Source organism: Pseudomonas sp. TE3644, assembly GCF_056278815.1.
Genome location: NZ_JBWBQF010000001.1, coordinates 5,256,452 through 5,282,867 on the forward strand (window position 1 = coordinate 5,256,452; position 26,416 = coordinate 5,282,867).

General features: G+C 64.0%; 23 protein-coding genes. 15 read left to right on the forward strand and 8 right to left on the reverse strand.

What is annotated here, in order from left to right; all coding sequences use genetic code 11:
• The first annotated feature begins 132 nt into the window (after positions 1–132).
• The 4 genes from ACZ9GA_RS23195 (at position 133) to ACZ9GA_RS23210 (ending at position 5,071) form a co-directional block, all read left to right on the forward strand.
• The gene (locus tag ACZ9GA_RS23195; RefSeq protein WP_457360544.1) at positions 133–2,022 is read left to right on the forward strand and encodes a methyl-accepting chemotaxis protein; all 1,890 of its coding nucleotides are present in this window, start codon (positions 133–135) and stop codon (positions 2,020–2,022) included.
• A gap of 187 nt (positions 2,023–2,209) precedes the next feature.
• A complete protein-coding gene (locus ACZ9GA_RS23200; protein ID WP_457363666.1) occupies positions 2,210–3,331 on the forward strand; it encodes a glycosyltransferase family 4 protein in 1,122 nt (373 codons plus the stop codon).
• Positions 3,324–4,079, forward strand: a complete 756-nt coding sequence (locus ACZ9GA_RS23205; protein ID WP_457360542.1) for a DUF2334 domain-containing protein — start codon at positions 3,324–3,326, stop codon at positions 4,077–4,079. Before ACZ9GA_RS23200 ends, ACZ9GA_RS23205 begins: the two co-directional genes overlap by 8 nt.
• The gene (locus tag ACZ9GA_RS23210) at positions 4,076–5,071 is read left to right on the forward strand and encodes a lysylphosphatidylglycerol synthase transmembrane domain-containing protein (RefSeq protein ID WP_457360540.1); all 996 of its coding nucleotides are present in this window, start codon (positions 4,076–4,078) and stop codon (positions 5,069–5,071) included. Before ACZ9GA_RS23205 ends, ACZ9GA_RS23210 begins: the two co-directional genes overlap by 4 nt.
• Before the next feature lie 102 nt (positions 5,072–5,173).
• Here the strand turns inward: ACZ9GA_RS23210 and ACZ9GA_RS23215 are convergent, their stop codons facing one another.
• The gene (locus ACZ9GA_RS23215) at positions 5,174–5,338 is read right to left on the reverse strand and encodes a hypothetical protein (protein ID WP_457360538.1); all 165 of its coding nucleotides are present in this window, start codon (positions 5,336–5,338) and stop codon (positions 5,174–5,176) included.
• 24 nt (positions 5,339–5,362) lie between these two features.
• A complete protein-coding gene (purU, locus tag ACZ9GA_RS23220; RefSeq protein WP_027976933.1) occupies positions 5,363–6,214 on the reverse strand; it encodes a formyltetrahydrofolate deformylase in 852 nt (283 codons plus the stop codon).
• A 310-nt stretch (positions 6,215–6,524) separates the two neighbouring features.
• Here purU and mvaT point away from each other — a divergent pair, with 310 nt between their 5' ends.
• The gene (gene mvaT, locus ACZ9GA_RS23225) at positions 6,525–6,905 is read left to right on the forward strand and encodes a histone-like nucleoid-structuring protein MvaT (protein WP_457360536.1); all 381 of its coding nucleotides are present in this window, start codon (positions 6,525–6,527) and stop codon (positions 6,903–6,905) included.
• Positions 6,906–6,973: 68 nt separating this feature from the next.
• Here the strand turns inward: mvaT and sbcB are convergent, their stop codons facing one another.
• Positions 6,974–8,404, reverse strand: coding sequence for an exodeoxyribonuclease I (sbcB, locus tag ACZ9GA_RS23230; RefSeq protein ID WP_457360534.1), 1,431 nt, complete (start codon positions 8,402–8,404; stop codon positions 6,974–6,976).
• A gap of 276 nt (positions 8,405–8,680) precedes the next feature.
• Between sbcB and ACZ9GA_RS23235 the strand changes: the two genes are divergently transcribed.
• The 6 genes from ACZ9GA_RS23235 to ACZ9GA_RS23260 are packed head-to-tail and all read left to right on the forward strand — an operon-like array spanning position 8,681 to position 15,409.
• A complete protein-coding gene (locus ACZ9GA_RS23235) occupies positions 8,681–9,406 on the forward strand; it encodes an RDD family protein (RefSeq protein ID WP_457360532.1) in 726 nt (241 codons plus the stop codon).
• A complete protein-coding gene (locus ACZ9GA_RS23240) occupies positions 9,403–10,380 on the forward strand; it encodes a stage II sporulation protein M (RefSeq protein WP_457360530.1) in 978 nt (325 codons plus the stop codon). The genes ACZ9GA_RS23235 and ACZ9GA_RS23240 overlap by 4 nt, the downstream gene beginning before the upstream one ends.
• Positions 10,367–11,878, forward strand: a complete 1,512-nt coding sequence (locus ACZ9GA_RS23245) for a DUF4129 domain-containing protein (protein WP_457360528.1) — start codon at positions 10,367–10,369, stop codon at positions 11,876–11,878. The genes ACZ9GA_RS23240 and ACZ9GA_RS23245 overlap by 14 nt, the downstream gene beginning before the upstream one ends.
• Positions 11,875–13,035, forward strand: a complete 1,161-nt coding sequence (locus ACZ9GA_RS23250) for a DUF4350 domain-containing protein (RefSeq protein ID WP_457360526.1) — start codon at positions 11,875–11,877, stop codon at positions 13,033–13,035. The genes ACZ9GA_RS23245 and ACZ9GA_RS23250 overlap by 4 nt, the downstream gene beginning before the upstream one ends.
• Complete coding sequence (locus tag ACZ9GA_RS23255; protein ID WP_457360524.1) at positions 13,032–14,078, forward strand: AAA family ATPase; 1,047 nt, start codon at positions 13,032–13,034, stop codon at positions 14,076–14,078. The genes ACZ9GA_RS23250 and ACZ9GA_RS23255 overlap by 4 nt, the downstream gene beginning before the upstream one ends.
• On the forward strand, positions 14,078–15,409 hold the full coding sequence (locus tag ACZ9GA_RS23260) for a DUF58 domain-containing protein (RefSeq protein WP_457363665.1): 1,332 nt from the start codon (positions 14,078–14,080) through the stop codon (positions 15,407–15,409). Before ACZ9GA_RS23255 ends, ACZ9GA_RS23260 begins: the two co-directional genes overlap by 1 nt.
• A 105-nt stretch (positions 15,410–15,514) precedes the next feature.
• Here the strand turns inward: ACZ9GA_RS23260 and ACZ9GA_RS23265 are convergent, their stop codons facing one another.
• The gene (locus ACZ9GA_RS23265) at positions 15,515–15,856 is read right to left on the reverse strand and encodes a PilZ domain-containing protein (protein WP_457360522.1); all 342 of its coding nucleotides are present in this window, start codon (positions 15,854–15,856) and stop codon (positions 15,515–15,517) included.
• Positions 15,857–16,057: 201 nt separating this feature from the next.
• Positions 16,058–16,432: a tetratricopeptide repeat protein gene (locus ACZ9GA_RS23270; protein WP_457360521.1), complete on the reverse strand. Its 375-nt coding sequence runs from the start codon at positions 16,430–16,432 to the stop codon at positions 16,058–16,060.
• A gap of 176 nt (positions 16,433–16,608) precedes the next feature.
• On the opposite strand from ACZ9GA_RS23270, the gene pyk reads away from it, so the two are divergent.
• Both pyk and ACZ9GA_RS23280 read left to right on the forward strand, forming a co-directional pair.
• Complete coding sequence (gene pyk, locus ACZ9GA_RS23275; protein WP_457360519.1) at positions 16,609–18,060, forward strand: pyruvate kinase; 1,452 nt, start codon at positions 16,609–16,611, stop codon at positions 18,058–18,060.
• Positions 18,061–18,602: 542 nt separating this feature from the next.
• Complete coding sequence (locus ACZ9GA_RS23280; RefSeq protein ID WP_457360517.1) at positions 18,603–19,997, forward strand: NHL repeat-containing protein; 1,395 nt, start codon at positions 18,603–18,605, stop codon at positions 19,995–19,997.
• A 70-nt stretch (positions 19,998–20,067) separates the two neighbouring features.
• Here ACZ9GA_RS23280 and ACZ9GA_RS23285 read toward each other — a convergent pair whose 3' ends face one another.
• A complete protein-coding gene (locus ACZ9GA_RS23285; RefSeq protein WP_457360515.1) occupies positions 20,068–21,237 on the reverse strand; it encodes a hypothetical protein in 1,170 nt (389 codons plus the stop codon).
• Between the two features lie 165 nt (positions 21,238–21,402).
• On the opposite strand from ACZ9GA_RS23285, the gene ACZ9GA_RS23290 reads away from it, so the two are divergent.
• Together ACZ9GA_RS23290 and ACZ9GA_RS23295 are read left to right on the forward strand one after the other, a co-directional pair.
• A complete protein-coding gene (locus ACZ9GA_RS23290; protein WP_457360513.1) occupies positions 21,403–22,656 on the forward strand; it encodes a hypothetical protein in 1,254 nt (417 codons plus the stop codon).
• A gap of 111 nt (positions 22,657–22,767) precedes the next feature.
• On the forward strand, positions 22,768–24,066 hold the full coding sequence (locus ACZ9GA_RS23295; RefSeq protein WP_457360511.1) for a delta-60 repeat domain-containing protein: 1,299 nt from the start codon (positions 22,768–22,770) through the stop codon (positions 24,064–24,066).
• 2 nt (positions 24,067–24,068) lie between these two features.
• Here ACZ9GA_RS23295 and ACZ9GA_RS23300 read toward each other — a convergent pair whose 3' ends face one another.
• Positions 24,069–25,007, reverse strand: a complete 939-nt coding sequence (locus tag ACZ9GA_RS23300; protein ID WP_457360509.1) for an iron-sulfur-binding ferredoxin reductase — start codon at positions 25,005–25,007, stop codon at positions 24,069–24,071.
• Complete coding sequence (locus ACZ9GA_RS23305; protein WP_457360507.1) at positions 25,000–26,106, reverse strand: GGDEF domain-containing protein; 1,107 nt, start codon at positions 26,104–26,106, stop codon at positions 25,000–25,002. The genes ACZ9GA_RS23300 and ACZ9GA_RS23305 overlap by 8 nt, the downstream gene beginning before the upstream one ends.
• Positions 26,107–26,416 lie beyond the last annotated feature (310 nt).

Sequence of the window (26,416 nt, forward strand, 5' to 3'; positions counted from 1 at the left end):
GCTTTTCCCCGACGCGGTCGATAGAACAGGTGACAGACCAAACTCCAAAAAACGCTAGCCCCCGCCTTTAAGGGATGAAGGCACCACTTAATCACCTGCCCCGAATTAAGACCTTAGCGGATCGTATCCCCCATGAATAAAAACCTGAGATTCAGCCACAAGATTCTCATCGCGGCCTCATTGATTGTGTTGGCCGCCTTTGCATTGTTCACCTTGTATAACGATTACTTGCAACGCAACGCGATCCGCAAGGACCTGGAAAGCTACCTGCAGGAAATGGGCGAAGTCACCTCGACCAATATCAGCAACTGGCTGGGCGGGCGGATATTGCTGGTACAGAACGCGGTGGAAAACATCCGCCTGAACCCCGAGCCTGGCAACGTCAACCATGTGCTTGAACAACCGACCCTGGTCAATAACTTCCTGGCCATTTACCTGGGCGACAACCAGGGGCACTTCTACAACAAACCTGAAACCACCATGCCCGCCGGTTATGACCCCCGCGTGCGCCCCTGGTATAAAAGCGGCCTGGCCACCAGCGGCCCCCTGCTGACTGAGCCTTACATCGACATGGCCACCGGCAAGCTGGTGATTTCCATCGTCGAGGCGGCCAACCAGGGCAGCACCAACCTGGGCGTGGTGGGCGGCGACCTGAGCCTGGACACCATGGACCAGATCATCCGCTCGCTGGACTTCGGCGGCATGGGCCATGCGTTCCTGGTCAGCGCCGATGGCAAGATCCTGGTGCACCCCGAGCGCGACCTGGTGATGAAGACCCTCAACGAAATGGCGCCAGGCAGCGACCTGAAGATCGACACGGCGCTGCATGAGGTGGAAGTGGGCGGCAAAACCCGCATCATCACCTTCGCACCGGTCAAGGGCCTGCCTTCGGTGAACTGGTACATCGGCCTGTCCGTGGACAAGGACAAGGCCTTCGCCATGCTGACCCAGTTCCGCACCTCGGCCATCATCGCCACCGTGGTGGCCGTGGTGATCATCATCGCCCTGCTGGGCATGCTGATCCGCGTGCTGCTGGGCCCGCTGCACACCATGATCCGCGCCATGGAAAACATCGCCGAAGGCGAAGGCGACCTGACCCGCCGCCTGCACATCGGCAGCAACGACGAGTTCGGCATGCTGGGCCGCGCCTTCAACCGCTTCGTGGAACGTATCCACGGCTCGATCCGCGAAGTGTCCTCGGCCACCGAGCAGGTCAACGAAGTAGCCCTGCGCGTGGTGGCGGCTTCCAACTCGTCGATGATCAATTCCGACGAACAGTCCAACCGCACCAACAGCGTGGCCGCGGCCATCAATCAACTGGGCGCCGCCGCCCAGGAAATCGCCCATAACGCCGCCCAGGCCTCGCAACAGGCCACCAGCGCCCGCCGCCTGGCCGAGGAAGGCCAGCAGGTGGTTGAAAACAGCATCCAGGCCATGAACCGTCTGTCGGACCTGATCAGCACCTCCAGCGGCCATATCGAGACGCTGAACAGCAAGACCGTGAACATCGGCCAGATCCTGGAAGTGATCACCAGCATCTCCCAGCAGACCAACCTGCTGGCCCTGAACGCCGCCATCGAAGCAGCCCGCGCCGGCGAAGCAGGCCGCGGTTTTGCCGTGGTGGCTGATGAAGTGCGCAACCTGGCACACCGTACCCAGGAATCGGCGCAGCAAGTGCAGAGCATGATCGAAGAGCTGCAAGTGGGCGCCCGCGCCTCGGTGACCACCATGGGCGAAAGCCAGCGCCACAGCCACGACAGCGTGTCCATCGCCAACCAGGCCGGCGAACGCCTGGGCAGCGTGACCGTGCGCATCGGCGAGATCGACGGCATGAACCAGTCGGTGGCCACCGCCACCGAGGAGCAGACCGCCGTGGTCGATTCCATCAACATGGACATCAACGAAATCAACACCCTCAACCAGGAAGGCATCGAGAACCTGCAGTCGACCCTGCGCGCCTGCTCGGACCTGGAGCAGCAAGCCACCCGCCTGAAGCAACTGGTGGGCAGCTTCCGCATCTGACTCGCAGACCTGTGGGAGCGGGTTCTACCCGCGAAAAGAACACCGCGTAATACCTGACACCACGTGGCGTCTTTTTCGCGGGTAGAACCCGCTCCCACAAAGGCAGTTGCTCCCACAGTCCAGTTTCATGCCGATCGAACAACTGTTCCTGCCAGCGGTCAACCCTAGGGAATGACACTGCGCAGGGATACCGATCGTGCATATCGCTGACATCACCATGTTCTACGCCCCCGCCAGCGGCGGCGTGCGAACCTATCTTGATGCCAAACACCGTCGCCTCACGGCCACGCCTGGCGTGCGCCACAGCCTGTTGATTCCGGGGCCGGCGCTCAATGAAGACAACGGCGTGTACCAGGTACCCGCCCCTGCCCTGCCCTTCGGCAACGGCTACCGCTTCCCCTTGCGCCTGGCCCCCTGGCGCAATGTGCTCAAAGACCTGCAACCGGACCTGATCGAGGTGGGCGACCCCTACCTCACCGCCTGGGCGGCACTCGACGCGCGGCGCCAGCTGGATGTGCCGGTGATCGGCTTTTATCACTCCGACTTGCCGTTGCTGGTGAGCAACCGCATGGGCAACTGGTTCACGCCCAACGTCGAAGCTTATGTCAGCAAGCTGTACGGCAACTTCGATCGCGTGCTGGCGCCCAGCCAGGTGATGGCCGACAAACTGCGCGGCCTGGGGGTGGGCAATGTGCACGTACAGCGCCTGGGCGTGGACCTGACCACGTTCCATCCCGGCCACCGCGACCCCGAGTTGCGTGCCGAGTTGGGCATTGCCGAGGATACCCGCCTGCTGATCTTCGCCGGCCGTGGTTCCAAAGAGAAGAATTTACCGGTGCTGCTGCACTGCATGAAGCGCCTGGGCCCTCACTACCATCTGTTGCTGGTGGGCTCGCATATGCCGGCCAATGTGCCGGGCAACGTCACGGTGATGGATCATTTCCGCCCGGCCCACGAATTGGCCCGGCTGCTGGCCAGCGCCGACGCCCTGGTGCATGCCGGCGATCAGGAGACCTTTGGCCTGGTGATTCTGGAAGCCATGGCCAGCGGCATTCCCGTGGTAGCCGTGGCGGCTGGCGCCTTTACCGAAATAGTGCAACCGGACTGCGGGCTGCTCTGCCGCCCCAATGACCCCTCGGCCATGGCCGATGCTGTGCGCCAGTTGTTCGCGCAAAACAACGACCTGGGCCTTAGCGCCCGGGCCCACGCCGAACAGCACTACGCCTGGGACACCGTGGTGGCCGGGCTTCTGGACCATTATCGCGCGGTGCTCGGCACCAGCGCCCGCAAGGTGGTGCGACATGGCTGACGTGTTACTGGTACTGCATGACGTGTCTCCCGAAAGCTGGGAGCACTACAAACCCTTCGTCGACGCCGTGGATGCCATGGGCGACGTGCCCATGACCCTGCTGGTGGTGCCCGACTTTCATCATCACAACCACCTGCACAACTTTCCCGCCTTCCGGCGCATGATGGACGTGCGCCTGGCCCGTGGCGACGAACTGGCGCTGCATGGCTTCTACCACGCCGACGACGGCCCCATGCCGCACACCCCGCGCGAGTACTTCATGCGCCGGGTCTATACCTGGGAAGGCGAGTTCTATCAGTTGTCCGAGGCCGAGGCACTGATGCGCCTTGAAGCTGGCCTGGAAGTGTTTGCCCGCAACGATTGGCCGGTGCAGGGGTTCGTGGCCCCGGCCTGGCTGATGAGCGAGGGCACCCGCCGTGCCTTGCAACGCCTGTCGTTGAGCTACACCAGCAGCCCGCAGCACCTCTACCGCTTGCCCGACTTCACCGAGATCCCCGCGCCGGGCCTGGTGTGGAGTGCCGGCAGCGCCTGGCGCCGCGGGCTGTCGAAAGTGGTCAGCGACTGGCGCCAGCAGAAATGGCAGCAGGCCGACTGCATTCGCCTGGGGCTGCACCCGGTGGACATGCAGCATGACTATTCGCGCCAATACTGGCTCGACACCCTACAGCGCCTGCTGGAGCAGGGCCGCACGCCGCTGACCAAGCTGGCCTGGGTGCAACGCCAGGCGCTGGCCCGTAACGCCGCATGAAACGCTGGCCGTGGCTGGCGATCGGCATCCTGGTGGCGGTGCTGATCCCGCTATGGCTGGGTGGCAGCGACATGTTTGGGCGCCTGCAACGCTTCCCCGCCACGCTGTGGCCGGTGATGTTCGCCATGATCGGCCTGTGCTGGTGCATCAACGCCCTGCGCTTGCGCCTGTTGCTGGGCAACATGGCGGGCCGCCTCAACCTGCGCCGGTGCCTGGGCACCGTCATGGCCACCGAATTCGCCATCTGCGCCACACCCGGCGGCAGCGGCGGGCCGCTGACGCTGCTGGCCTTGCTGGGCCGTCACGGCGTTCGCCCGGCTCGGGCCAGTGCGGTCTTTGCCATGGATCAGCTCAGCGATCTGGCGTTCTTCCTGTGTGCGTTGGCGGGCATCTTCCTGTACGCGCTGTTTCATCACCTCAACCACAGCCTGCAATGGCTGCTGATGCTCAGTGGCTTGCTGATGCTGGGCGGGCTGGTACTGGGCATCGCGTTGGTACGCTGGCATCGCCAAGTGATTCGCGGCAACGGCAAGCTGTTGCGCATCCTGGGGGTGAGCGAGCGCAAACGGCGACGCTGGGCGCGCAAGTTACTGCATTTCCTTGAGGCATTCCGTGATACCTGCGCCTTGCCGCGCAGCACGTTGCTCAAGGCCTTCGCCCTGACCTGCCTGCATTGGGGCGTGCGTTACAGCGTGCTGTACCTGGCGTTGCAGGGGCTGGGGGCGGATGCACGCTGGGCCTGGACATTCCTGATCCAGATGCTGTCACTCACTGCCGGCCAGTTCAGCCTGTTGCCCGGCGGCGCAGGGGCGGCGGAGTTGACCTCGGCGGCGCTGCTGGCGCCCATGGTGGGTAAATCGACGGCGGCGGCAGCGATTCTGATCTGGCGGGTGGTGACCTATTACTTCTATCTGCTGGCGGGGGCGCCGGTGTTTGCGGCGATGGTGGGTGGGCCGTTGTTGCGGCGGATCAAGCAGCGGGTGTATCGCTGAGACAGCCGCTACCCCGTAGCCGCTGCCGCCAGGCTGCGCTGGCCCCGTGCCCCACTGGAAATTTCCAGGGTACACACCGGCCAGCGCAGCCTTCGGCAGCGGCTACAGAGGGTCGGGGTCGGGATGGGTTTGTTTCCACAACGCCTCGGCGTCGGGGAAATCCGTGCCATCCTCGTCGCTCAATTCATCGGGGTCATAACGCGCCAGGCAGCCTTCGCCCAGGGTGGGCGGCGGCGTGGCAGCCGCCTTGTCGCGGGGATCGCTCATGGGGCTGCCTCGCTTGCGCAATGGTCAGTTGAAGACGACGGTCTTGTTGCCGTGCACCAGCACGCGGTCTTCCAAGTGGTAGCGCAGGCCGCGGGCCAACACCATTTTCTCCACGTCACGGCCGAAACGCACCATGTCTTCGATGCTGTCGCTGTGGCTGACACGCACCACGTCCTGCTCGATGATAGGCCCTGCGTCCAGCTCTTCGGTCACATAGTGACAGGTGGCGCCGATCAGCTTCACCCCACGCAGCGATGCTTGGTGGTAAGGCTTGGCGCCCACGAACGACGGCAGGAAGCTGTGGTGGATGTTGATGACCTTCTGCGCGTATTCCTGGCACAGCTGCGGCGGCAGGATCTGCATGTAGCGGGCCAGCACGACCACGTCGGCCTGGTGATGGTTGACCAGGCGCGAGACTTCGGCGAACGCCGGTTGCTTGTCCTTCGGGTCGACCGGCACGTGGTAGTACGGGATGCCGTGCCATTCGACCATGCTGCGCAGGTCATCATGGTTGGAGATCACGCAGGCAATCTCGCAATCCAGCTCGTCACTGTGCCAGCGGTGCAGCAGGTCGGCCAGGCAGTGGGACTCGCGGCTGGCCATCAGCACAACGCGCTTCTTCTGCTCGGTGTCGGTAATACGCCACACCATGGAAAATTCTTCGGCAATCGGGGCGAAGGCCTCGCGAAATGCCTCGATGCCGAACGGCAGCGTGTCGGCGCGGATCTCATGACGCATGAAGAACCAGCCACTCTGATCGTCGGAGTGGTGGCTTGCTTCATTGATCCAGCCGTTATGGGAAGCCAGGAAATTACTGACTTTGGCAACGATGCCAACGCGGTCCGGGCAAGCGATAACCAGCCGAAAAGTGCGCATGTGGGGAAACTCCAAGACTTCGCAAAGGCGGCTATTCTAGCGGCAACTGGGCAAAACTGCAGTATTCGTTGCAGCCGCGATGACGAGCGCGCATGACCTTGCAGTGTTCAGGGTTAACCGTCACGCACTGGCGCAGACAATAGCGCCACGCCCAAAGATATCAGAGCGTTCAAATTTAAATCACTGCCGTCGGTCACGATTAAAATAACGTCATTTGCAAAATGTTATGAGGTTTAATGTTTACTTGAACAAGGCCTATGACTATTATTGAGCCAACAGTCTCCGACACAGCATTCATAAGGTCCTGCTCATGTCCCTGATCAACGAATACCGCGCCACCGAAGAAGCCATCAAAGAACTGCAAGCCCGTCTGAAAAACCTGTCGCAAGACGACAAACTGCAAACCGAGCTGGAATTCGAAGGCAAACTGCGCACCCTGATGGGCGAATACCAGAAATCCCTGCGTGACATCATCGCGCTGCTGGATCCTGAAGCCAAGCTGAACAAGGCCCCACGTGGCGCCGCAGTTAAAGCCACCGGCACCAAGCGTGCTCGTAAAGTTAAGCAGTACAAAAACCCGCACAACGGCGAAGTCATCGAAACCAAAGGCGGCAACCACAAGACTCTGAAAGAGTGGAAAGCCAAGTGGGGCGGCGACGTGGTTGAAGGCTGGGCAACTCTGCTGGGCTAATTGAATCGGCCAAGGCCCTTCAATAAAAAAAACGCCAGCACAATGCTGGCGTTTTTTTATGCCTGCGATTACAGCGCCAGGCGTTGCTTGAGGGCCGTGACATAATCCTGCCATTGCGCCAGCACCTGCCCTTGTGCAGGCGTGGCCTGGGTTTGCCATTGCGCCAGCGCTTCAGCGAAACCAGCCAGCGTATTGGGCGCGCCCAGCGCCGGGTCCAGCAAGCGCTGGCGACAGAATTCATTCCAGGTGCGCGTTTCCTCTTCGCTCAAGGTATCGGGAAAGTTACGGGCCCGATAACGAAACAACAATTCAGGCAAGCGCTCGTCATCGAACATCCAGGTTTCACGCCCGAGCAGGTGCGGATCCAGTGTGCGAACCCGTTCACATAAACGCCGATCACGATCACCTATAAAGCCATCGTATAACTGCTGTTCGGGGTCATCGACACCGGCGAATGCCTCTTCGCCATACAGTGCTGGCAGTTTGTCTTGCCACAGCGCCTGTGCCTGCTGCAACTGCGCGGCGCGCTGCTGATAAACCGCCATATCCAGTTGCAGACGCTGGCAATCTTCTTCGCGTAATACGCCTAGCGGCGCCAACACCGGACAGCGATTGACGTGTACCAGCTTTAGCGGTACGGGTAATTGCCCTTCGAGCAGTTGATCTCGGCGGGCATACAGCCGTTCGCGTAGAACTTCGGCGGGTTCGTCGATCAAGACTTGTGGGTCAAAATAAAGGTCACAGACAATCAAAGCGTTCCGGTTGCGCGGATGCCAGGCCAATGGCAGCACCACGCCGAGATAATTGCGCTGCGCGGAAAAACGCCCGGAAATATGTACCAAGGGCTGTAATAAACGAACCTGATCCAGCACTTTCTGTTTGCTGCGCAACTGATACAGCCAATTATAGAGTTTGGGCTGCCGGTCTCGAATCAATCGCGCCAGGGCAATGGTAGCGCGCACATCCGACAAGGCGTCATGGGCCTGGCCATGGTCGATGCCGTTGGCAGCGGTGAGCAATTCCAGTTTCATGCTGACGCGGCCATCTACCTGGGGCCATACAATGCCGTCGGGGCGCAGTGCGTAGGCCGTGCGTACCACGTCGATCAGGTCCCAGCGGGTATTGCCGCCCTGCCATTCACGGGAGTAGGGGTCAAAAAAGTTGCGGTACAGGCTGTAGCGGGTGACCTCGTCATCGAAGCGCAAGGTGTTGTAGCCGGCGCTGCAGGTACCGGCGCGGGCCATTTGCGCGTGGACCCGGGTCATGAACTCGGCCTCGCACAGGCCGCGCTCGGCCAGACGTTCAGGGGTAATGCCGGTGATTACACAGGCCGCCGGGTGCGGCAGGATATCGTCGCTGGGCTGGCAATAAAGGTTGATCGGTTCTTCGATCTCGTTGAGATCGGCATCGGTGCGAATACCGGCAACCTGCAGGGCCCGGTCGTTGCGCGGGTTGATGCCGGTGGTTTCGTAGTCGTACCAGAAGATGCTGGAATTCACGGGTTGTTCCTGTACACAAAGTCGGCGAAGTCTAGGCGTTGCGGCCGCCCACGGCCAGTGATGGCGCTGCGACCTCGCCCTTGCCGCAGTTGCTGTTGTGGGAGCGGGCTCTGCCCGCGAAAAATACATCACGGTGCATCAGGAAGTCCGCGTGCCCCTCTTCGCGGGTAGAACCCGCTCCCACAAGAGCCGAAGGCTGTGTCAAGAAGATGATGGGTTGCTTCGCGCCCCGGCGATAGCTACGATCCGAGGGCAACCCCTACCCTTAAGGCTTACATGCCCCAGACCTCAGCGACGCGACGGAATGCAATGCTGGTCCCGCCAGTGGACACCCGCTATCAGATCGAAACACCCGAAGGCATTGACCTTGGCCTGCTGCCCGCAGGCCTGGTGGTACGCAGCCTGGCGTTTGCCATCGACCTGGGCGTGCGTGGCCTGCTGCTGGGCGTGGTATTCCTGACCCTGGGCTGGCTGGGCCACCTGGGCATGGGCCTGGCGGCCATCCTGCTGTTCCTGGTCAACTGGTGGTACATGGTGCTGTTCGAAGTGTTGAACCAGGGCCGCTCCCCCGGCAAGCAGCTGATGGGCCTGCGCGTGGTGGAGGATGACGGCACGCCGGTGGGCTGGTCGGCCTCGTTGTTGCGCAACCTGCTGCGGTTTGCCGACATGCTGCCCTTCGGCTACTTCCTGGGCGCCATCAGTTGCCTGCAGCACCCGACCTTCAAGCGCCTCGGCGATCTGGCGGCGGGTACCCTGGTGGTGTATCGCGACCTGCCCCATCAGCGCCCTCGCCTGCCGGCCGCCGAGGCCATCGCCGCGCCCTTCGCCCTGACCCTGGCCGAGCAACGCGCCCTGCTGAGCCTGGCCGAACGCCAGGATGAACTGTCCGCCGAACGCCTGGCCGAGCTTGCCGCCATTGCCGCCCCGGCCCTGAAGGTCACCCCGGCCATGGCCATGGCGCGCATCAATGGCATCGCCCGCGGCTTGTTGGGGCCGGCATGAAGCAGAGCCAGTTCGAGCACCTGCACCAGGCCCAGTGGCTGGCTTTCGAGCACCTGCTGGTGCTGCTGGAGGGCGGCAAGTCCCGGGCCGATGCCAGCGAGACCTTCGCCCGCGACTACCGGCGGCTGTGCCAGCACTTGTCCCTGGCGCGCCAACGCGGCTACAGCAGCCACCTGGTCGACAGCCTTCAGCACCTGGCCATGCGCGGCCATCAGCAACTGTATCGACGCCGACATGCCGTGGGCGCCAGCATCCTGGTATTCGTGCTGGCCGGATTTCCGCGCCTGGTGCGCCAACAATGGCGCTTCGTGGCGCTGGCGGGCCTGCTGTTTTTCGGCAGCCTGCTGCTGACCGGGGTACTGGTGTACAGCTTCCCTGACCTGGTCTACAGCCTGATGGACCCACAACGCGTGGCGCAGACCGAGGCCATGTACGACCCCGACCTGACCCGCCTGGGCCCCGCCGCGCAACGCCTGCCCGACCAGGACTGGATGATGTTCGGCTACTACATCATGAACAACATCGGCATTGCCTTTCAGACCTTCGCCAGTGGCCTGCTGCTGGGCGTTGGCAGCCTGTTTTTCCTGCTGTTCAACGGGCTGACGATCGGCGCCGTGGCGGGCCATCTGACCGAGATCGGCTATGTCCAGACCTTCTGGCCGTTCGTGATCGGCCATGGCGCTTTCGAACTCACGGCCATCGCCCTGTCCGGTGCCGCCGGCCTGAAATTGGGCTGGGCGCTGGTGGCGCCCGGTCGCCTGAGCCGCGGCCAGGCCCTGCGCGAGGCAGCGGGTATCGCCATACAACTGGTGTACGGCGTGATTGTCATGCTGCTGATCGCCGCCTTTATCGAGGCTTACTGGTCGTCGAAGACCAGCTTCAGCGTCGAGGTCAAATATTCGGTGGGCGCGCTGCTGTGGCTGCTGGTGATCGCTTACCTGACCCTGGGTGGACGCCAGCATGCGCCTGACTGACGCCAGCATCGCCATCCGCCCGCGCACACCCTGGGAAGCCATTGACCTGGGCGTGCTGCTGGCCGCCCGGCATCGCCGCCTACTGATGCTCAGCTGGGCGCTGCTGACGCTGCCCATCTACGTACTGATCAGCCTGTTGCTGTGGGACTCGCCGTCGGCGGCGATGCTGCTGTTCTGGTGGCTGAAGCCGGCGTTCGACCGCTTGCCATTGCACATCCTTTCGCAGGCGCTGTTCGAGGAGCCGCCTACCCTGGGCCAGGCCCTGCGTCAGTGGCCGCGCCTGCTCAAGGTGCAACTGCTGCCCAGCCTGCTGTGGCGCCGCTTCAGCCTGCGCCGCAGTTTCACCCTGCCGGTGCAGCAACTTGAAGGCCTGGCCGGCCCCGAGCGCCAGCGCCGTCTGGCTATCCTCAATCAACGCAGCGGCAACACCGCCCGTTGGCTGACGCTGGTGGGGGTGCATCTGGAAGGGGCGCTGTGGATCGGGCTGCTGACCCTGTTCTATTTCATGGTGCCCCATCAGGTGGAAGTGGACTGGGGCTGGCACCGCCTGCTCGAAGCCGCCAATGGCCGCTGGCTTTGGCTGGAGCACCTGACCAACGCGCTGTATGCGCTGGTGCTGGTGTTCTGGGAACCGATCTACGTGGCTTGCGGCTTTACCCTGTACCTGAACCGGCGCACCGAGCTTGAGGCCTGGGACATTGAACTGGTGCTGCGCAACCTGCGCCAGCGCGTGGCCGCCCTTACACCGCTGGTGCTGGTGCTGGGCTTGGGCGTGATGGGCCTGGCGCCGCGCAGCGAGGCCGCGCCCAACCCTTTCGACGCCCCGCGCCTGGTGCACCAGAGCGTCACCAGTCAGGCCGCACGCAGCGACATCAAGGGCATCCTCGACCAGCCGCCATTCAGCAACAAGCAGACCCTGCACCGCTGGCGGCTGGACAAACCCGAGGACAAGCCGGCAAAGCCCGCCGACCTCAAGGCACTGCTGCAACACCCGTGGCTGAAGTGGCTGGGCAAGGCAGTGGAGGTCCTGCTGTGGGGCGCGGTGGTAGCGCTGGTCAGCCTGGTGCTGTGGCGCCACCGTGAATGGCTGCGCACCTTCGTCGGCCGCCGCCGTAACGTGGCGCCACCGCCACCCCAGGTACCGCAGCAGCTCTGGGGCCTGGCCGTGGATGGCCCGAGCCTGCCCGACGACATCGCCGGCCACGCCCGTCAATTGTGGACCAGCAACCCGCGCGAGGCGTTGGGTGTGCTGTATCGCGGGTTGCTCAACCGCCTGCTCAACGACTACCGCCTGCCCCTGCACGAGTCCGACACCGAAGGCCAGGTACTGGACAAGATCGCCCGCCTGGACGACCCGGCGCTGCAAGCCTTCAGTCAGGTGCTGACCCGCCACTGGCAAGCCCTGGCCTATGGGCATCGGCTGCCCAGCGACGAGTTGGCCATGCAGCTGTGCAATGACTGGGGCGCGCTGTTCGCCGCCCGGAAGACCTCGTCATGAACCGCCGCGGCCAATGGCTGCTGGGCCTGCTGGTGGTCGTGGCGCTGGGGGCCATCGGCTACTACCTGGCGCGCCATCTGCATCCCTATGACGAGGTGGTCGACCGCGGCCCCTCGCCCCAGGTACGCGCCAACCCATGGCTGGCGGCCGAGACGTTTATGCGCCATCGCGGCCTGAATGTGCAGACCGTCAACGGCCTTGAAGTGCTTCAGCAACTGCCGCCAAAGGGCCACAGCCTGCTGTTGCTGGGCGACCGCGACCGCATGAACGCCCGCCAGGCCGAGGATGTGCTGGCCTGGGTGCGCGCTGGCGGCCGCCTGCTGTTCGTGGCCCAGGCGCTGTGGGATGACGACAAGCTGATGAGCGGCGACGTGCTGCTCGATCGCCTGCAATTGCGCCAGTTCCTGGCCAGCGATTTGCCGTCGCTGCCCCAGGCCACGCCGGACAACTACCCGCACTTGACCAAGCTGTACCTGGAGAACGAGCAGAAGCCCGCCTATTTCAGCTTCGACCCCGACTTCCACCTGGAAGACCCGGCCAACAAGGCGCAGTCGTGGGCCAACAGCGCCAATGCCACACACCTGATGCAGCTGACGTATGGCGACGGCCTGGTCACCGTGGTCACCGACGCCGACCTGTGGACCAACGCCGCCATTGGCCGCTACGACAATGCCTGGCTGCTGTGGTACCTCAATCAGGGCACCGACGTGACCCTGGTGTTCCGCAGCGCGCGCGACAGCCTGGCTACCCTGCTGTGGCGCCACTATCCGCAAGCACTGGCCACCCTGGGCTTGCTGGTGCTGCTGGTGGTCTGGCATTTCGGCTTGCGCCACGGCCCCCTGCTGCCGGCCCCGGCGGTGGCCCGCCGGCAGTTGCGCGAACACCTGCGCGCCACCGCCGCGTTCGTGCTGCGCCATGCCGGCCAGGACAGGCTGCTGCGCGCCCTGCAACAAGACATCCTGCGCCGGGCGCGGCGCCGCCACCCCGGTTTCGACCGCCTCGCCGTGGCCGAGCAATGGCAGGTGCTGTCGCGCCTGACGCGCCAGCCCACTGCCGCCATTGGCCAGGCCTTGCGCCCGCCACTGAAACAGCGCCTGGGCGCGGCTGAATTCAGCCGCCAGGTGGCCCACTTGCAAACTCTCAGGAATGCCCTATGAGCGACCCGACCCACGACGAAGTGCCCGACGACCATGGCGCCAGCGCGCCGCCCCCGGTCAACCAGTCGCCCGAACACCTGGCCCAACAGCGCCACCGCGCCAGTCTGCTCGCCCAAGCGCTGCGCAGCGAACTGGGCAAAGCCGTGATCGGCCAGCCGGCGGTGATCGAGGACGTGCTGACCGCGCTGATCGCCGGCGGCCACGTGCTGCTCGAAGGCGTGCCGGGCCTGGGCAAGACCCTGCTGGTGCGGGCCTTGGCGCGCTGCTTTGGCGGCGACTTCACGCGCATCCAGTTCACCCCTGACCTGATGCCCAGCGACATCACCGGCCACGCCGTGTACGACATGCAGACCGAGCAGTTCAAGCTGCGCAAGGGCCCGCTGTTCACCCACCTGCTGCTGGCCGACGAGATCAATCGCGCCCCGGCCAAGACCCAGGCCGCCTTGCTCGAAGCCATGCAGGAACGCCAGGTCACCCTGGAGGGCCGCGCCCTGCCCATCGGCCAGCCGTTCATGGTGCTGGCCACGCAGAACCCATTGGAGCAGGAAGGCACCTACCCCCTGCCCGAGGCCGAACTCGACCGTTTCATGCTCAAGCTGCGTCTGGACTACCCCGAGGTCGATCAGGAGCTGGAGATGGTGCGCCAGGTGAGCCGCTCGGTGCGCGCCGACATGCTCGATGTGCAGCCGCTGCGCACCTTGCTGCAGGCCAAGGACGTGGTGGCGCTGCAACGCATCGCCGGCGAGCTGCCCATCGATGATCAGGTACTGGACTACGCCGTGCGCCTGGCGCGTGCCACGCGCACCTGGCCGGGGCTGTCGATTGGCGCCGGGCCGCGAGCCTCCATTGCCCTGGTGCGTGGCGGGCGGGCGCGGGCGCTGCTGCGTGGCGGCGACTTCGTCATCCCCGACGATATCAAGGGCTGCGCCCTGGCGGTGCTGCGCCATCGCGTGCGCCTGTCGCCTGAACTGGACATCGACGGGCTGTCGGTGGATCAGGTGCTGCGGCAAATGTTCGACCAGGTGGCGGCGCCGCGCCTGTGATCAAACCGTCGCGGCTGTTGCTGGCCTGGGCGGGCGCTCTGCTGCTGGCCAACCTGATACTGGGCAGCGTCGACGCGCTGGGGTTGGTGCTGCCGCCAGCGGTGCAGTCGGTGGCCTGGGGCATGCTGCTGGCGCTGGTGCTGCTCAGTGCACTGGATGCCACGCTGGTGCGCCGCCAGCCCTCGCCGCAGGTGCGTCGCCAGGTGCCGGGCAGCCTGCCATTGGGGCGCTGGAGCGAAGTGCGGGTGGACGTCAGCCACACCTTCCAGCGACCGCTGAGTTTGCAGGTGTTCGATCACGTGCCCGATGGCCTGAGCTTTGAAAACCTGCCACAGACCATCGACCTGCACCCCGGGCACGACAGCCAGCTGGGCTATCGCCTGCGCCCGCTGCGCCGTGGTCATTTCGAGTGGCAGCGCCTGGAATGCCTGCTGCCCAGCCCATTGGGGTTGTGGCAGCAACGCCGGCTGCTGGCGCTGGACGACACCACCCGCGTGTACCCCGACTTCGCCCGCCTGTACGGCGCACGGCTGCTGGCGGTCGACAACTGGCTCAGCCAGATGGGCGTGCGACAACGCCAGCGGCGCGGCCAGGGGCTGGAGTTCAACCAGTTGCGCGAGTTTCGCGAGGGCGACAGCCTGCGCCAGATCGACTGGAAAGCCACCGCCCGCCAGCGCATGCCCATCACCCGCGAATACCAGGACGACCGCGACCAGCAGATCGTCTTCCTGATCGACTGCGGCCGACGCATGCGCAGCCAGGATGGCGAGCTGGCGCACTTCGACCATGCGCTCAATGCCTGCCTGCTGCTTAGTTACGTGGCCCTGCGCCAGGGCGATGCGGTGGGGCTGGCCACCTTTGCCAGCGAACAGGAACGCTACCTGGCGCCGGTCAAGGGCGCTGCCCAGCTCAATGTGCTGCTCAACGCTGTCTACGACCTGGAAAGCAGCCAGCACCCGGCCGACTATGCTGCGGCCGCGGAGCGATTACTGGCCCGGCACAAGCGCCGGGCGCTGGTGGTGCTGGTGACCAATCTGCGGGACGAGGACGATGATCAGTTGCTGGGGGCGGTGAAACGGCTGGGTCGCCATCACCGCGTGCTGATCGCCAGTTTGCGCGAGACGGTGCTGGATGAACTGCGTCAGGCGCCGGTGCAAACCTGGCAGCAGGCGCTCAATTACTGCGGCACCATCGATTACCTGAATGCCCGGGCGGAGCTGCATGAGCGCTTGACCGCCCATGGCATCCCGGTGCTGGATGCGCGGCCGCAGGAGTTGGGGTCACAGTTGGTGACGCGCTACCTGAGCTGGAAAAAGGCTGGCACCCTCTAATCCTGTAGCCGCTGCCGCCAGGCTGCGCTGGCCAGTGTGAACCCTGAAGATGTTCAGCGAGGCACGGGGCCAGCGCAGCCTGACGGCAGCGGCTACGGATGGGGATCAGGCGGATTCGTTCATCGGGAAGCTGAAGTAATCACGCAACGCCTGCACCAGTTGCTCATACTCGACATTGGCATGCAGCAGCTGAAAGCCGGAATCGTAGTGCCCTGGCGTCACGTCTTCGTGGCACCACAGGCAGGCGGCGCTCAGGTTGATGACCTGATCGGGAAGTTTGATCTGCAGTTCGAAATCCGGGCCAACCAGCAATGGCAGGTTGCTGATCAGCATTAATCCCTCTTCGTCAACATTGCCCAGAAACCCTATGGGCTGACCCGTAAACCGGTTGAAGACTTTCAGATAACACGGCAGTTGGTGACGCTCGATGCGGCGTTCGGTAAACATGTTCTCATCGCAGTTTATAAATCATCGCTCATGATCTCACCCGGCCACCGCGGCTAAAAGTGAAGAACGACCAAGCGTGAGGGCACCCGACGAACAGTCACCGCCTTGTAGCCGCTGCCGCAGGCTGCGCTGGCCCCATGCCTCACTGGAGATTTTCAGCGATACACAGGGCCAGCGCAGCCTGGCGGCAGCGGCTACAGGTCAGCGTGCGACTTGCGGCTGGGCGGTGACTGCGGCGCTGCGGTAGTGGCCCAACTGCTGCAGCGTGTCCAGGCGCGCGCGGGCGCGGTAGGCGTATTCGCTGTACGGGTACTGGGTAATGATGAAGTCGTAGGTCTGGCCGGCATCCAGGAACAGGTTCTGGCGCTCCAGGCACAAGCCGCGCAGCATCGACACCTCAGGCTGCACATACGGCCGGGTGCGGCTTTTGCGGTCGACCTGGGACAACTCCAGCATCACCTTGTTGCAGTTGCCGTAGTCGTACTGGCGGTACGCTTCGTCCAAGTGATGGTCCATCGACCAACGGGTACAACCGACGACACTGGCCGCCAGGGCTAAAACGATGAGGATTCGCATGGGTATCTCCTGTCCTGAGCGGTTTATCGACCAGCCTGCGGAAATCTTCAGTGACAAACGACCACCGTCACGTGAGTATCGCCCAGCTCTCTGCTGCCAAGGTAGTGCAGAGGAACAATGACTACAGCGCGTTTCAGGAGTAGCCTTTCGCTGCGCTTCAATAAAGGAGTCAGTGCATGACCGTTCGCCGTACCAAAATCGTCGCTACCCTTGGCCCTGCCAGCAACTCGCCGGAAGTGATCGAGCAATTGATCAACGCCGGCCTGGACGTGGCCCGTCTGAACTTTTCCCACGGCACGCCGGACGAGCACAAGGCTCGCGCCCGCCTGATCCGTGACATCGCTGCCAAGCTGGGCCGCCATGTCGCGCTGTTGGGCGACCTGCAAGGTCCAAAGATCCGTATCGCCAAATTCGCCAACAAGCGTATCGAGCTGAAAGTCGGTGATGCCTTCACCTTCTCCACCAGCCATCCGCTGACCGAAGGCAACCAGGAAATCGTCGGTATCGATTACCCGGACCTGGTCAAGGACTGCGGCGTGGGCGACGAGCTGCTGCTCGACGACGGCCGCGTGGTAATGCGCGTGGAAACCGCCACTGCCGACTCGCTGCACTGCTCGGTGCTGATCGGTGGCCCGCTGTCGGACCACAAAGGCATCAACCGTCGCGGTGGTGGCCTGACGGCCCCGGCCCTGACCGAGAAGGACAAGGCCGACATCAAGCTGGCCGCTGAAATGGACCTGGACTACCTGGCCGTTTCCTTCCCGCGTGACGCCTCCGACATGGAATACGCCCGTCGCCTGCGCGACGAGTCCGGCGGTACCGCCTGGCTGGTGGCCAAGATCGAACGCGCCGAAGCCGTGGCCGACGACGAAACCCTGGACGGTCTGATCCGCGCCAGCGACGCCGTCATGGTGGCCCGTGGTGACCTGGGCGTGGAAATCGGCGACGCCGAGCTGATCGCCATCCAGAAGAAGATCATCCAGCACGCCCGCCGCAACAACAAGGCGGTGATCGTGGCGACCCAGATGATGGAGTCGATGATCCAGAACCCGATGCCTACCCGTGCCGAAGTATCCGACGTGGCCAACGCCGTGCTGGACTACACCGATGCGGTGATGCTGTCGGCCGAAAGCGCCGCGGGCTCGTACCCGATCGAAGCCGTGCAGGCCATGGACCGCATCTGCAAGGGCGCTGAAAAGCACCCGATGAGCATGAAGTCCAGCCACCGTCTGCACACCCAGTTCGAACGTTGCGACGAGAGCATCGCCCTGGCGGCGATGTACACCGCCAACCACTTCCCTGGCGTGAAGGCGATCATCGCCCTGACTGAAAGCGGCTATACCCCGCTGATCATGTCGCGTCTGCGTTCCTCGGTGCCGATCTACGCGTTCTCCCCCCACCGCGAAACCCAGGCCCGTGCCGCCATGTTCCGTGGCGTGGTACCGGTAGCCTTCGACCCGGCCGCACTGCCGGCCGACAAGGTCAGCCAGGCTGCGGTCGACGAGCTGCTCAAACGCGGCGTGGTCGAACAAGGCGACTGGGTCATCCTGACCAAGGGCGACAGCTACCACACCATCGGTGGCACCAACGGCATGAAGATCCTGCATGTCGGTGATCCGCTGGTCTAAGGCCTGCGCGTCACAACCAAGCCCCCGGCGTGCAAGCGCCGGGGGCTTTTTGTTGCCCGACATGGCGATTGTGTCGCCTGCATCGCGGCCAAGGCCGGCTCCTACCACGGACGGCGCAGCACCTGTGGGAGCGGGTTCTACCCGCGAAAAGAACACCGCGAAGTACCTGAAAATCCACGGCGCCCTGCACTCCCACATGAAGACCGCTGCTACACCGCGTGGTGGGAGATTCTATGGTTTCGGGCAAGCTTTAAGTCACGCGAATCACCTTGAATTGAGCCTGATTCTTGTGGGACCGGGCGCAAGCTCGGGAAACAGGCAACGCGGATTACCTGGCGGGCCCCTTCCCGAGCTTCGCCCGGTCCCACAGTGGTGTGCCGTCCGACGTGGCAGGCTTGACACTGTGGGAGCAAACAAGACTGTGCTGCAACGTCCCGTGGCTTGATGAATGGAGCCGGGCCACCTGTCAGTTCTTACAGTTTCGCTCCACGCCGTAAAAGCGCCGAATGGACCCACGGTACCCATCCCGGGTGCGGACTCCCATGAGGCACATCACCATGACAGCGGACCAGAACAACACCACCTACTCCCCACTACTGCAGAGAATTCAGCAACTGCGCCAGCGCACCCGCCGTGCCACCGCCGACAGCGTTGAAACCCTGGAAGGCGAGATCCTGGCGATCACGCCACTGGACGACGGCAAGGCCCTGCTGGGTATCCAGCTGTGGGACGGCTTCGCCCTGGCGCGGGTGGACGCCGACCTTGAGCTGGACACTACGTTCGGCAGCGATGGCAGCGGCTTCATCGAAGATGTCTTCGGCGACCCGGACATCGGCTTCTCCGCGCCTTACGGCGTGCTGTTGCGCGGCGATCGCATTCTGCTGACCGGCGAATATTTCGACTTCTGGGAATACACCAGCCAGGCCGCCCTGGCGCAATACACCCTCGACGGCCAGGTGGACAGCAGTTTCGGTGACGCCGGCAAACTGATCCTCACCCTGCCCCAGGCCCGGTCGGGGCAGGATCTGCGCAGCCTGTTCAATCGTTCGCGCCAGCAACTGGCCAAGGCGCTGCAACGCTCGGCGGCGGGCCACTTTACGCTGGACGATGACAAGATCGTGCTGGTGCTGCTGGCCTCGACCTTCGATAACTCCGATGGCACCACGCAATTGATCCGCCTCAATGGCGACGGCTCGTTCGACACCAGCTTCAACGGCAGCGGCGTGGCCCATGTGCGCCTGCAGGATCAGGAAATCACCCCCGGCGGTGTGCATCGCCTGGAGGATGGCGCGCTGCTGGTCTACGGCGGTACCCAACCGCTGGAAGACAGCACCTACGCCGTGGTCGCCCGCTACACCCACGATGGCCAGCTGGATGCCAGCTTCAACGCCGCTCTGTCGCCCGGGTTCATCCTGATCGGCGAAAGTTACGAACGCGCACGTTTCGGCAGCCTGCACGTGGATGAACAAGGTGACATCTTCGCGTTTGGTGATCTGGGCAGCGATGTCTTGATGGCGCACCTCAAGCCCCAAGGCCTGCCGGCACCGGAGTTCAACGGCGGGCGGCCGCTGCGCTTCCTGCTGTCCAACGCCCCGCTGGACCGGTTGTATGCGGTGCAACCTCAGGGCGCTCATCTGGTGGTGGCCGGTACGGCCTTCCAGACCGGCAAACGCCATGGCGTGCTGATGCGCCTGAACCGCCAGGGTGATCTGGACCCCGGTTTCGCGGGCGGGCAAGGCTACAGCGTGGCATCCGAAGTGTCGGAGTACTTCGGCCTGGTCATCGAAAACGATGACAGCATTCTGACCGCCGGTTACTTCGCAGACCCAGAGGACAAGGCGTGGCTCAAACGTCATGGCGTGGATGGCGAAGGAGCGATCGCCGTGGCACAGGCCTCGCCCCTGCCGACGTGCTCAGCCGGCCGACGTCCAGCCTGAGTCACGCCTGGGCAGCGGCTACGGATCATGTAGCCGCTGCCGTCAGGCTGCGCTGGCCCTCTTGGTCACATCACACGCCCCGATAACGCTGCACCATCGCCTGCGAGACAAAGTCCTCATCCATCTGATGCCCACCCACCAGCACATCGCCGTCGGCCTGGGGCAACAGGCACACATACTCCCGGTAAGGCGCGCTGCGGGCTATCCCCTCGACCCCAAAGTCAGGGTCCAGCTGCTGGGCATCGACGAACCGCGCCAGGATCCCCGCGCGCCGGTAATCGCCCGCCTCCTGCGCCGCACCTGCCATCACCGGCTTGCCGTCGGCCGCCAGGCCACAGGCCCACGAACGCGGGTTACGCAGCCCCGGCAACAGCGGCTGCGGCATCCCCGGCAGCGGCTGCCCCCGCGCATCCAGCGCCCATATCACCAAGTGCGGCTCGCCCGTCGACAACGATGCCTCGCTGCCGTAGGCAATGATACGGCCATCTGCCTGGCTCAACAGGGCGTGAATGGCGCAGACATGGCCCGGGCGCAGCCGCACGAAGTAGCCCCCGTCGCCAAAGCGCCCGTCCGGCGTACCGTCGTGCAGCAACCGGCCAATCAGCGCCGTATTGCCTTGGGTGGCGCCGAACAGATAGCCATCGGCCGTGGGTTGCAGGCAGGTCAGCGTGACCGTGCCGTTGAGGAACGCAAGGGCGCGGTGACCGCAACCATTGAAGGACACGTCGAGCTGGTTGTCATCGTCAACCGCCACCAGGCTGGACTGTCCCTCGCCGCCCTGACTGGACGGACGATGAAAAGCGAACACCAGCCGATCGCCGGTGGCAGGCGGCCCTGTTGGCCGGCCAGTGCCCAAGTCCAGGATAGTTTTTTTGCCCACTTCGCCGTCTGCCCCGTAGCGAGCCACGACAGGACGCCACACACCGTCCAGCCGCACCCGCCCGGCCACTGCGATTGCGCCGTCGGCTGCCACCCGCAGCGCTGAAACCGTGGAATGGCCCAAGGGGTCGAACGAATCCACCCGATAGCCCGCCACGCCAAATGAGCTGTCCACGCTGCCTGCCGCATCAAAACGGCTGAGCACAAACGCCTGGGCCTGACGCGCCAATGCCAGCGTGGCGCCGCCCTGGTCGGCCAGAAAATCACAGATCGTGCCGTGGGCCAGGCGCAGTTGTCCCTGATCGCCGAAGCCGGTATCCAGTTCGCCAGCCCGGCGGTTGATTTGAGAATCGTGATGCATGATGGAACGCCTCGAAAATTGTTCATCATCATGCTGATCACGGCCCCCACGACTGGCTACTGATAGAACTGACAGGTCTGCGCGCCGACTGCAGGTTCTGACAGTTTCCCCGGAACCGCCCTGGTGCTCCAATCTCTGACCTGATCTGTTGAAACCGGAGGCCTCATGAACACACTTGGCACCCACCGCCGTGCAGGCGACCTGGACCTGACATTCGCCGAGCAGGGCGTGTTTCGAACCGGCCAGCACGCCGAAGACGGCAAGGGTGCTCAGCCCGCAGTGCTGAAGCGGCTCAGCGATGGGCGCCTCATTGTTGGGCTGGGCGGCTACCGGGATGGATTCTGGCTCACCCGGCTCACGTCTCAAGGAGCTCCGGACCAAGGCTTTGCGACAGCCGGCAGCCTTCGTTATCGCTTCCTCGAGGCCACCGCCTACGGTTATGTATTGAGTTCCGTGCAGCAATCTGCAGATTCGACATTGCTGGTACTGGGGGCTTACACCCGCAGTGCCCCCCTTGAAACGAGGGGATTTGCGCTCAAGCTGCGTGAAAACGGCACGCCCGACCCAGGCTTCGGCAGTGACGGCCTGATCACTTTCGGCCTTCCTGATTTTCGCCACACGCCCTCCTTGACCTCCCACCCGGCGACGGTGCAAGCGTGCGTGCAGAGCCCCAGCGGCCGCCTGCTGTTCGCCATCAACTCGGTGCACCCCAGTTATCTGGACCCTGCCTATCTGGTTGCACTGCGGCCGGACGGACAACCGGACAGCTCATTCGGCCAGCAAGGCTTTCGACAATTCTTCCACGGTGACCAGAACCGGCTGATTACTGGCCTGACTGAGCAGAACATCGGCACTCAAGCCTATATCCTCGCGGTGGGGCATACGTCGACACCGCCCTATCTGGGGCTGGTGGCACGCTACACCGCCGAGGGCGAGCTGGACCTGGGCTTCGGCAAGGATGGATTCTTCGTGCTGGACCAACGCCCCAAATTTCAGACCCGCCTGCGGGCTATCACCCTCAATGCCGACGGCACAGCGCTGTGCACCGGCGATCTCCAACATGAAGCCAGCCATAACAACCGCCTGCTGCGCCTGAAATTGACTGTCGATGGCCACCCGGACCCCAGCTATGGGGAACAGGGTATCGCCACCGTGGAAGGCGATTACAAGGGTGATGCCATCGATGCCCGCCTTGATGGGCTCTCGGTTGTCACCGGCGCCTTGGGTGCTGCCGGCATGATCAGCCGTGCCAACCCTGACGGCGCGCCTGACCTCTCGTTCGGCGCCAATGGCCAGGTACTCGATCCAGATACGCTAAGCCTGGAACGGGCAGTCATTGAGCCGGACAGCCACATTCTGACCCTGGGCATCAGCGCAGACGACGCACAACCGGTTCTCAAGCGCTGGCTAGGTGCATAGCTGCCTGGCGGCAGCGGACCCCATTGGCTACTGGTAGAACTGACAGGTCCGCGTCGCCCCCCGATGCGCTGAAATGGCGTCCTCCATTCCAGCCCACCAGGGAGGTGCCCCATGCACTCACGCTTCACGCCCCACCACGAACGCCCAACCCCGGGAGCCAGCGCGCTGCCCCAGGCATTCGACGAACAGATGCTGGAGATCGACGGTGACATCAAGGCCATTGTCCAAGTGCCTGGAGCAGACCAATGGTTGCTGGCCATCGATTCGGGATTCGAGTTCTGCGTGGCGCGTGTGAACGCGGACCTGACCCTGGACCGCTCGTTTGGCGCGCCGGGGGCTGGCTATTTCTATGACAGCTTCGACCCCACTGGCCCGGGGCTGAATGCGGTCAACCAGATCAGCTGGCAGGACGGCCGGATACTGGTGGTGGGCGCTTTCTTCGACTTCGACGTGGACCGCATCGCCATCGCCCGCTACCACGCCGACGGCACCCCCGACCTGACGTTCAATGGCACGGGCAAGCGTATTGTTGAACTGCCGCATTCACCGCGACGCCCCGGCAGGCTGCGCAACGGCAGCCTGCATTCGGGCATTTCCATACTCCAGGCGCCGGTGGTGCAGGCGGACGGACGGCTGTTGCTGTTTTTTCACGAGGTGGACGAGCAGCACCGCGACGGGCGCAGCTACCTGGTCAGGCTGCTGGCCGACGGCACCCTGGATAGGGAGTTCAATCAGCAGGGTTTTGCCCATGTGATGTTTGAAGGCCAGGAGATCATCGCCAAGGGCGTGGTGCTGCAAGGCAGCAATATCCTGGCGTACGGCGCCACGCAACCGGGCAGCGAACACAACGGCCACGGCCTGATCGCCCGCTTCGACCACCACGGGCACCGCGATACCACCTTCAATGGATCAGGGTTCGTGGTGGTCGGCGATCAGACCAACCGCACCGAATTGGCCCGGGTGGTTGTCGATGTGCAAGGCGCAATAGTCGCCGCCGGTACCTGTGGCAGCGAGCTGTTGGTGACCCACCGATGCGCTGATGGCAGCCCCGCGCAGGATTTCAATGGCGGCGCACCGTTGCTGGTGGGTGTGCCGTTTGAAGTGGACGCGGTTAAAGCCATGACGACCCAGCAGGGCGCCCTGCTACTGGCCGTCAGTGCCGGCACCCGGGGACACAAGGGCGCGTTGGTGCGGTTGGGGCGTGACGGCTTGCTGGACCCAAGTTTCGCCGACGGCGCAGGTTACCTGATGGCCGAGCAGGAATCCGAATACCTGGCACTGAGCCTGGCCGAACAGGGCGAGATCATTGCCGGGGGATATGTGTATCGAGACGGCTATTACGCCTGGATTCGGCGCTTCGCAGCCGACGGCGGTGGCACCCCGGCCAGCTGGTCACGCCGCAGCCGCTGACTTCAGGCATGGGCCACGAACACATCGGCCAGCAGTTGGCTGCGCGGCAGCCCGGCCATGAACAGCTGTCGGGCAAAGGCCTCCACCGCGGCTGCGCCACCGCAGGCCAGTGCCGTGGTGCGGCGCGATTGCACCCGCAGACGGCGCAACGCCTCGGGCGCCTCGGCGGCCGTCAGAAGCTCCACTTGCAGGTTGGCATGAGCGGCATGCAAGGCCTGCAACTCATCCTGCAAATAATGTTCGCTGACATCGTGGGCCACATGCACCAGCCGGATCTCGCCATGATGGCCTTGGCGCACCGCTTCGCGCAGCACGCCATACAGCGGCGCCAGCCCGGTGCCGGAAGCCAATAGCCACAGCGGCTGGTCCTGCCAGTCCGGGGCATAGTGCAAGGCGCCGCCGCGTAGTTCGCCCAGGCGCAGGGTGTCGCCCACCTGCATGGCCCGGGCCTGATCGGCAAAGGCGCCAGGCTGGCGACAGTCGATGTGGAACTCCAGCCAGCGGTCTTCCTGGGGCAGGCTGGCCAACGAATAGGGCCGGGCCACACCGGTGCCCGTCCATAGCACCACATGCTGACCGGCCTGGTAGCGCAACGGGCGTTGCGGCGCAAGGCGCAGGCGCAGCACGTTGGCGCTCAACCAGTCACAGCCCTGGACCTCGGCCGGTACACCGTCGCGGGTGGGGTCGAACACGGCTACTTCAAGATCGTCCAGCACCTGGCACTGACAGGCCAGGCGCCAGCCTTCGGCGCGTTTGAGGCTGTCGAGCGCGTCGGGTTTGCGGTCAAGGGGCTCACCCCGCAGGCAGCGCACCAGGCACGCGTGGCAACTGCCCGCGCGGCAGCTGTAGGGCACATTCAGGCCCTGGGCGTTGAGCGCGTCGAGCAGGTTATGGCCCGCCGCGACTGGCCAGCGCTGCTGGCCGACAATCAGCTCAGGCATCCACGGCTTCCCAGGCGGCCGCGCACTGGTTGCGACCGCTGCGCTTGGCGCGATACAACGCCTGGTCGGCACGATGCAGGGCGTCATCCAGGTCATCGCCCTCCAACAGCAGGGTCATGCCTACCGACAGGCTCAGCTCATGCAGCTCCAGCCCCGGGGGCTCGGCCGCGGCAAACGCCAGGCGCAGGCGCTCGCAGCAAACGCTGAGGCGCTCGGTGTTGGAGTCGGGCAGCAGCAGGACGAATTCCTCACCGCCGTAACGGGCCAGCACATCGCCCTCGCGCAGGCAGGCGCCTGCCACCTGGGCAAACACCTGCAGCACCTGATCGCCTGCGGCGTGGCCGTGCACGTCGTTGATACGCTTGAAATGGTCCAGGTCGATCAACGCCAGGCCATGCTGGGAGCCCGAGCCCATGGACAACAGCTCGCGGCCCGCCAGGCTCAGGAAATGCCGGCGGTTGAACAGCCCGGTCAACTCGTCGGTGGCCACCAGGTCTTCCAGTTGGCGCATCATGCCGCGCAGGGTCTCCTGGTGCGCCTGCAAGGCGTAGCGCCGCTGACGCATGCGCTGGCGCGAGGCCTGCACGTAGTTGGCATACAGGCACAGCCACACCAGGGTGACGAACAGCACGCACACCTGGATCGCCGCCAACCCGGGGTCGGCCAGCTTCATCTGGTAGCCTTCGTACAGGTTGAGGCCGGCGAAGCTGAAAAACACCAGCACCGCACACCGCACGAACACGCGCTGGCCCAAATGGAACAACCCGAACAGCAGAATCAGCAGGTACAACACCAGGAAGGTGCCGCGTGCGCCGTCCAGGTTGGCCATCAGCCAGGTCTGCCAGACGATCGCCAGCAAGACCTGGAATTCGGTCAGGCTGGGGTCGCGGAACCGTCGGTTCCAGCCCTTGAAAAACACCAGCGCCAGGGCGCCCTGACACAACCCGACCAGCACCGTGGTGACGACGGCAGTGGTGATAGAGGCGCGAAAGTAGTCGCTGAGTGTTGCCACCCAGGTCAGGATCAACACCAGCACATACGTGCCGGCGGCTAGGATGAAACGCTTCATCAGCAGTTTCTGTAGGAGTTTGTCGGTCACTCGTTGACTCACCGTGCTCAAAGGGATTCCTTCCCGTCCTGGCACCGAACGGCGCTATGGCCAGGTGCCACTTTAGTGCTACCCGTCAAAAATAACTATCACTTTTGCATGAGTTGTATAACTGTTCTGTACAACTTTTGACCAAACCGCGAAGCCGATTACCGCCCTACCTTTGTCTATCGTCGTGTGTCGGCGGCCAGCAGGTGCGGTATACTGCCGCGCCTTTTTTGCGTCGGCGGCAGCTCGCCGGCGCGTCCTGAAAGGTCGTTTCGATGGTCGCTCGACGCGTCGAAATACCTTAACGAATGTT

Excerpts from the sequence above, each read along its gene's own strand:
- ACZ9GA_RS23270 (WP_457360521.1), bottom strand. The coding sequence starts at position 16,432 with ATGCGAATCCTCATCGTTTTAGCCCTGGCGGCCAGTGTCGTCGGTTGT.
- ACZ9GA_RS23280 (WP_457360517.1), top strand. The coding sequence starts at position 18,603 with ATGAGGCACATCACCATGACAGCGGACCAGAACAACACCACCTACTCC.
- ACZ9GA_RS23240 (WP_457360530.1), top strand. The coding sequence starts at position 9,403 with ATGAAGCAGAGCCAGTTCGAGCACCTGCACCAGGCCCAGTGGCTGGCT.
- ACZ9GA_RS23210 (WP_457360540.1), top strand. The coding sequence starts at position 4,076 with ATGAAACGCTGGCCGTGGCTGGCGATCGGCATCCTGGTGGCGGTGCTG.
- ACZ9GA_RS23265 (WP_457360522.1), bottom strand. The coding sequence starts at position 15,856 with ATGTTTACCGAACGCCGCATCGAGCGTCACCAACTGCCGTGTTATCTG.
- ACZ9GA_RS23250 (WP_457360526.1), top strand. The coding sequence starts at position 11,875 with ATGAACCGCCGCGGCCAATGGCTGCTGGGCCTGCTGGTGGTCGTGGCG.
- pyk (WP_457360519.1), top strand. The coding sequence starts at position 16,609 with ATGACCGTTCGCCGTACCAAAATCGTCGCTACCCTTGGCCCTGCCAGC.
- ACZ9GA_RS23290 (WP_457360513.1), top strand. The coding sequence starts at position 21,403 with ATGAACACACTTGGCACCCACCGCCGTGCAGGCGACCTGGACCTGACA.
- ACZ9GA_RS23235 (WP_457360532.1), top strand. The coding sequence starts at position 8,681 with ATGCCCCAGACCTCAGCGACGCGACGGAATGCAATGCTGGTCCCGCCA.
- ACZ9GA_RS23215 (WP_457360538.1), bottom strand. The coding sequence starts at position 5,338 with ATGAGCGATCCCCGCGACAAGGCGGCTGCCACGCCGCCGCCCACCCTG.
- mvaT (WP_457360536.1), top strand. The coding sequence starts at position 6,525 with ATGTCCCTGATCAACGAATACCGCGCCACCGAAGAAGCCATCAAAGAA.
- ACZ9GA_RS23205 (WP_457360542.1), top strand. The coding sequence starts at position 3,324 with ATGGCTGACGTGTTACTGGTACTGCATGACGTGTCTCCCGAAAGCTGG.
- ACZ9GA_RS23255 (WP_457360524.1), top strand. The coding sequence starts at position 13,032 with ATGAGCGACCCGACCCACGACGAAGTGCCCGACGACCATGGCGCCAGC.
- ACZ9GA_RS23285 (WP_457360515.1), bottom strand. The coding sequence starts at position 21,237 with ATGCATCACGATTCTCAAATCAACCGCCGGGCTGGCGAACTGGATACC.
- ACZ9GA_RS23295 (WP_457360511.1), top strand. The coding sequence starts at position 22,768 with ATGCACTCACGCTTCACGCCCCACCACGAACGCCCAACCCCGGGAGCC.
- ACZ9GA_RS23300 (WP_457360509.1), bottom strand. The coding sequence starts at position 25,007 with ATGCCTGAGCTGATTGTCGGCCAGCAGCGCTGGCCAGTCGCGGCGGGC.
- ACZ9GA_RS23195 (WP_457360544.1), top strand. The coding sequence starts at position 133 with ATGAATAAAAACCTGAGATTCAGCCACAAGATTCTCATCGCGGCCTCA.
- ACZ9GA_RS23245 (WP_457360528.1), top strand. The coding sequence starts at position 10,367 with ATGCGCCTGACTGACGCCAGCATCGCCATCCGCCCGCGCACACCCTGG.
- purU (WP_027976933.1), bottom strand. The coding sequence starts at position 6,214 with ATGCGCACTTTTCGGCTGGTTATCGCTTGCCCGGACCGCGTTGGCATC.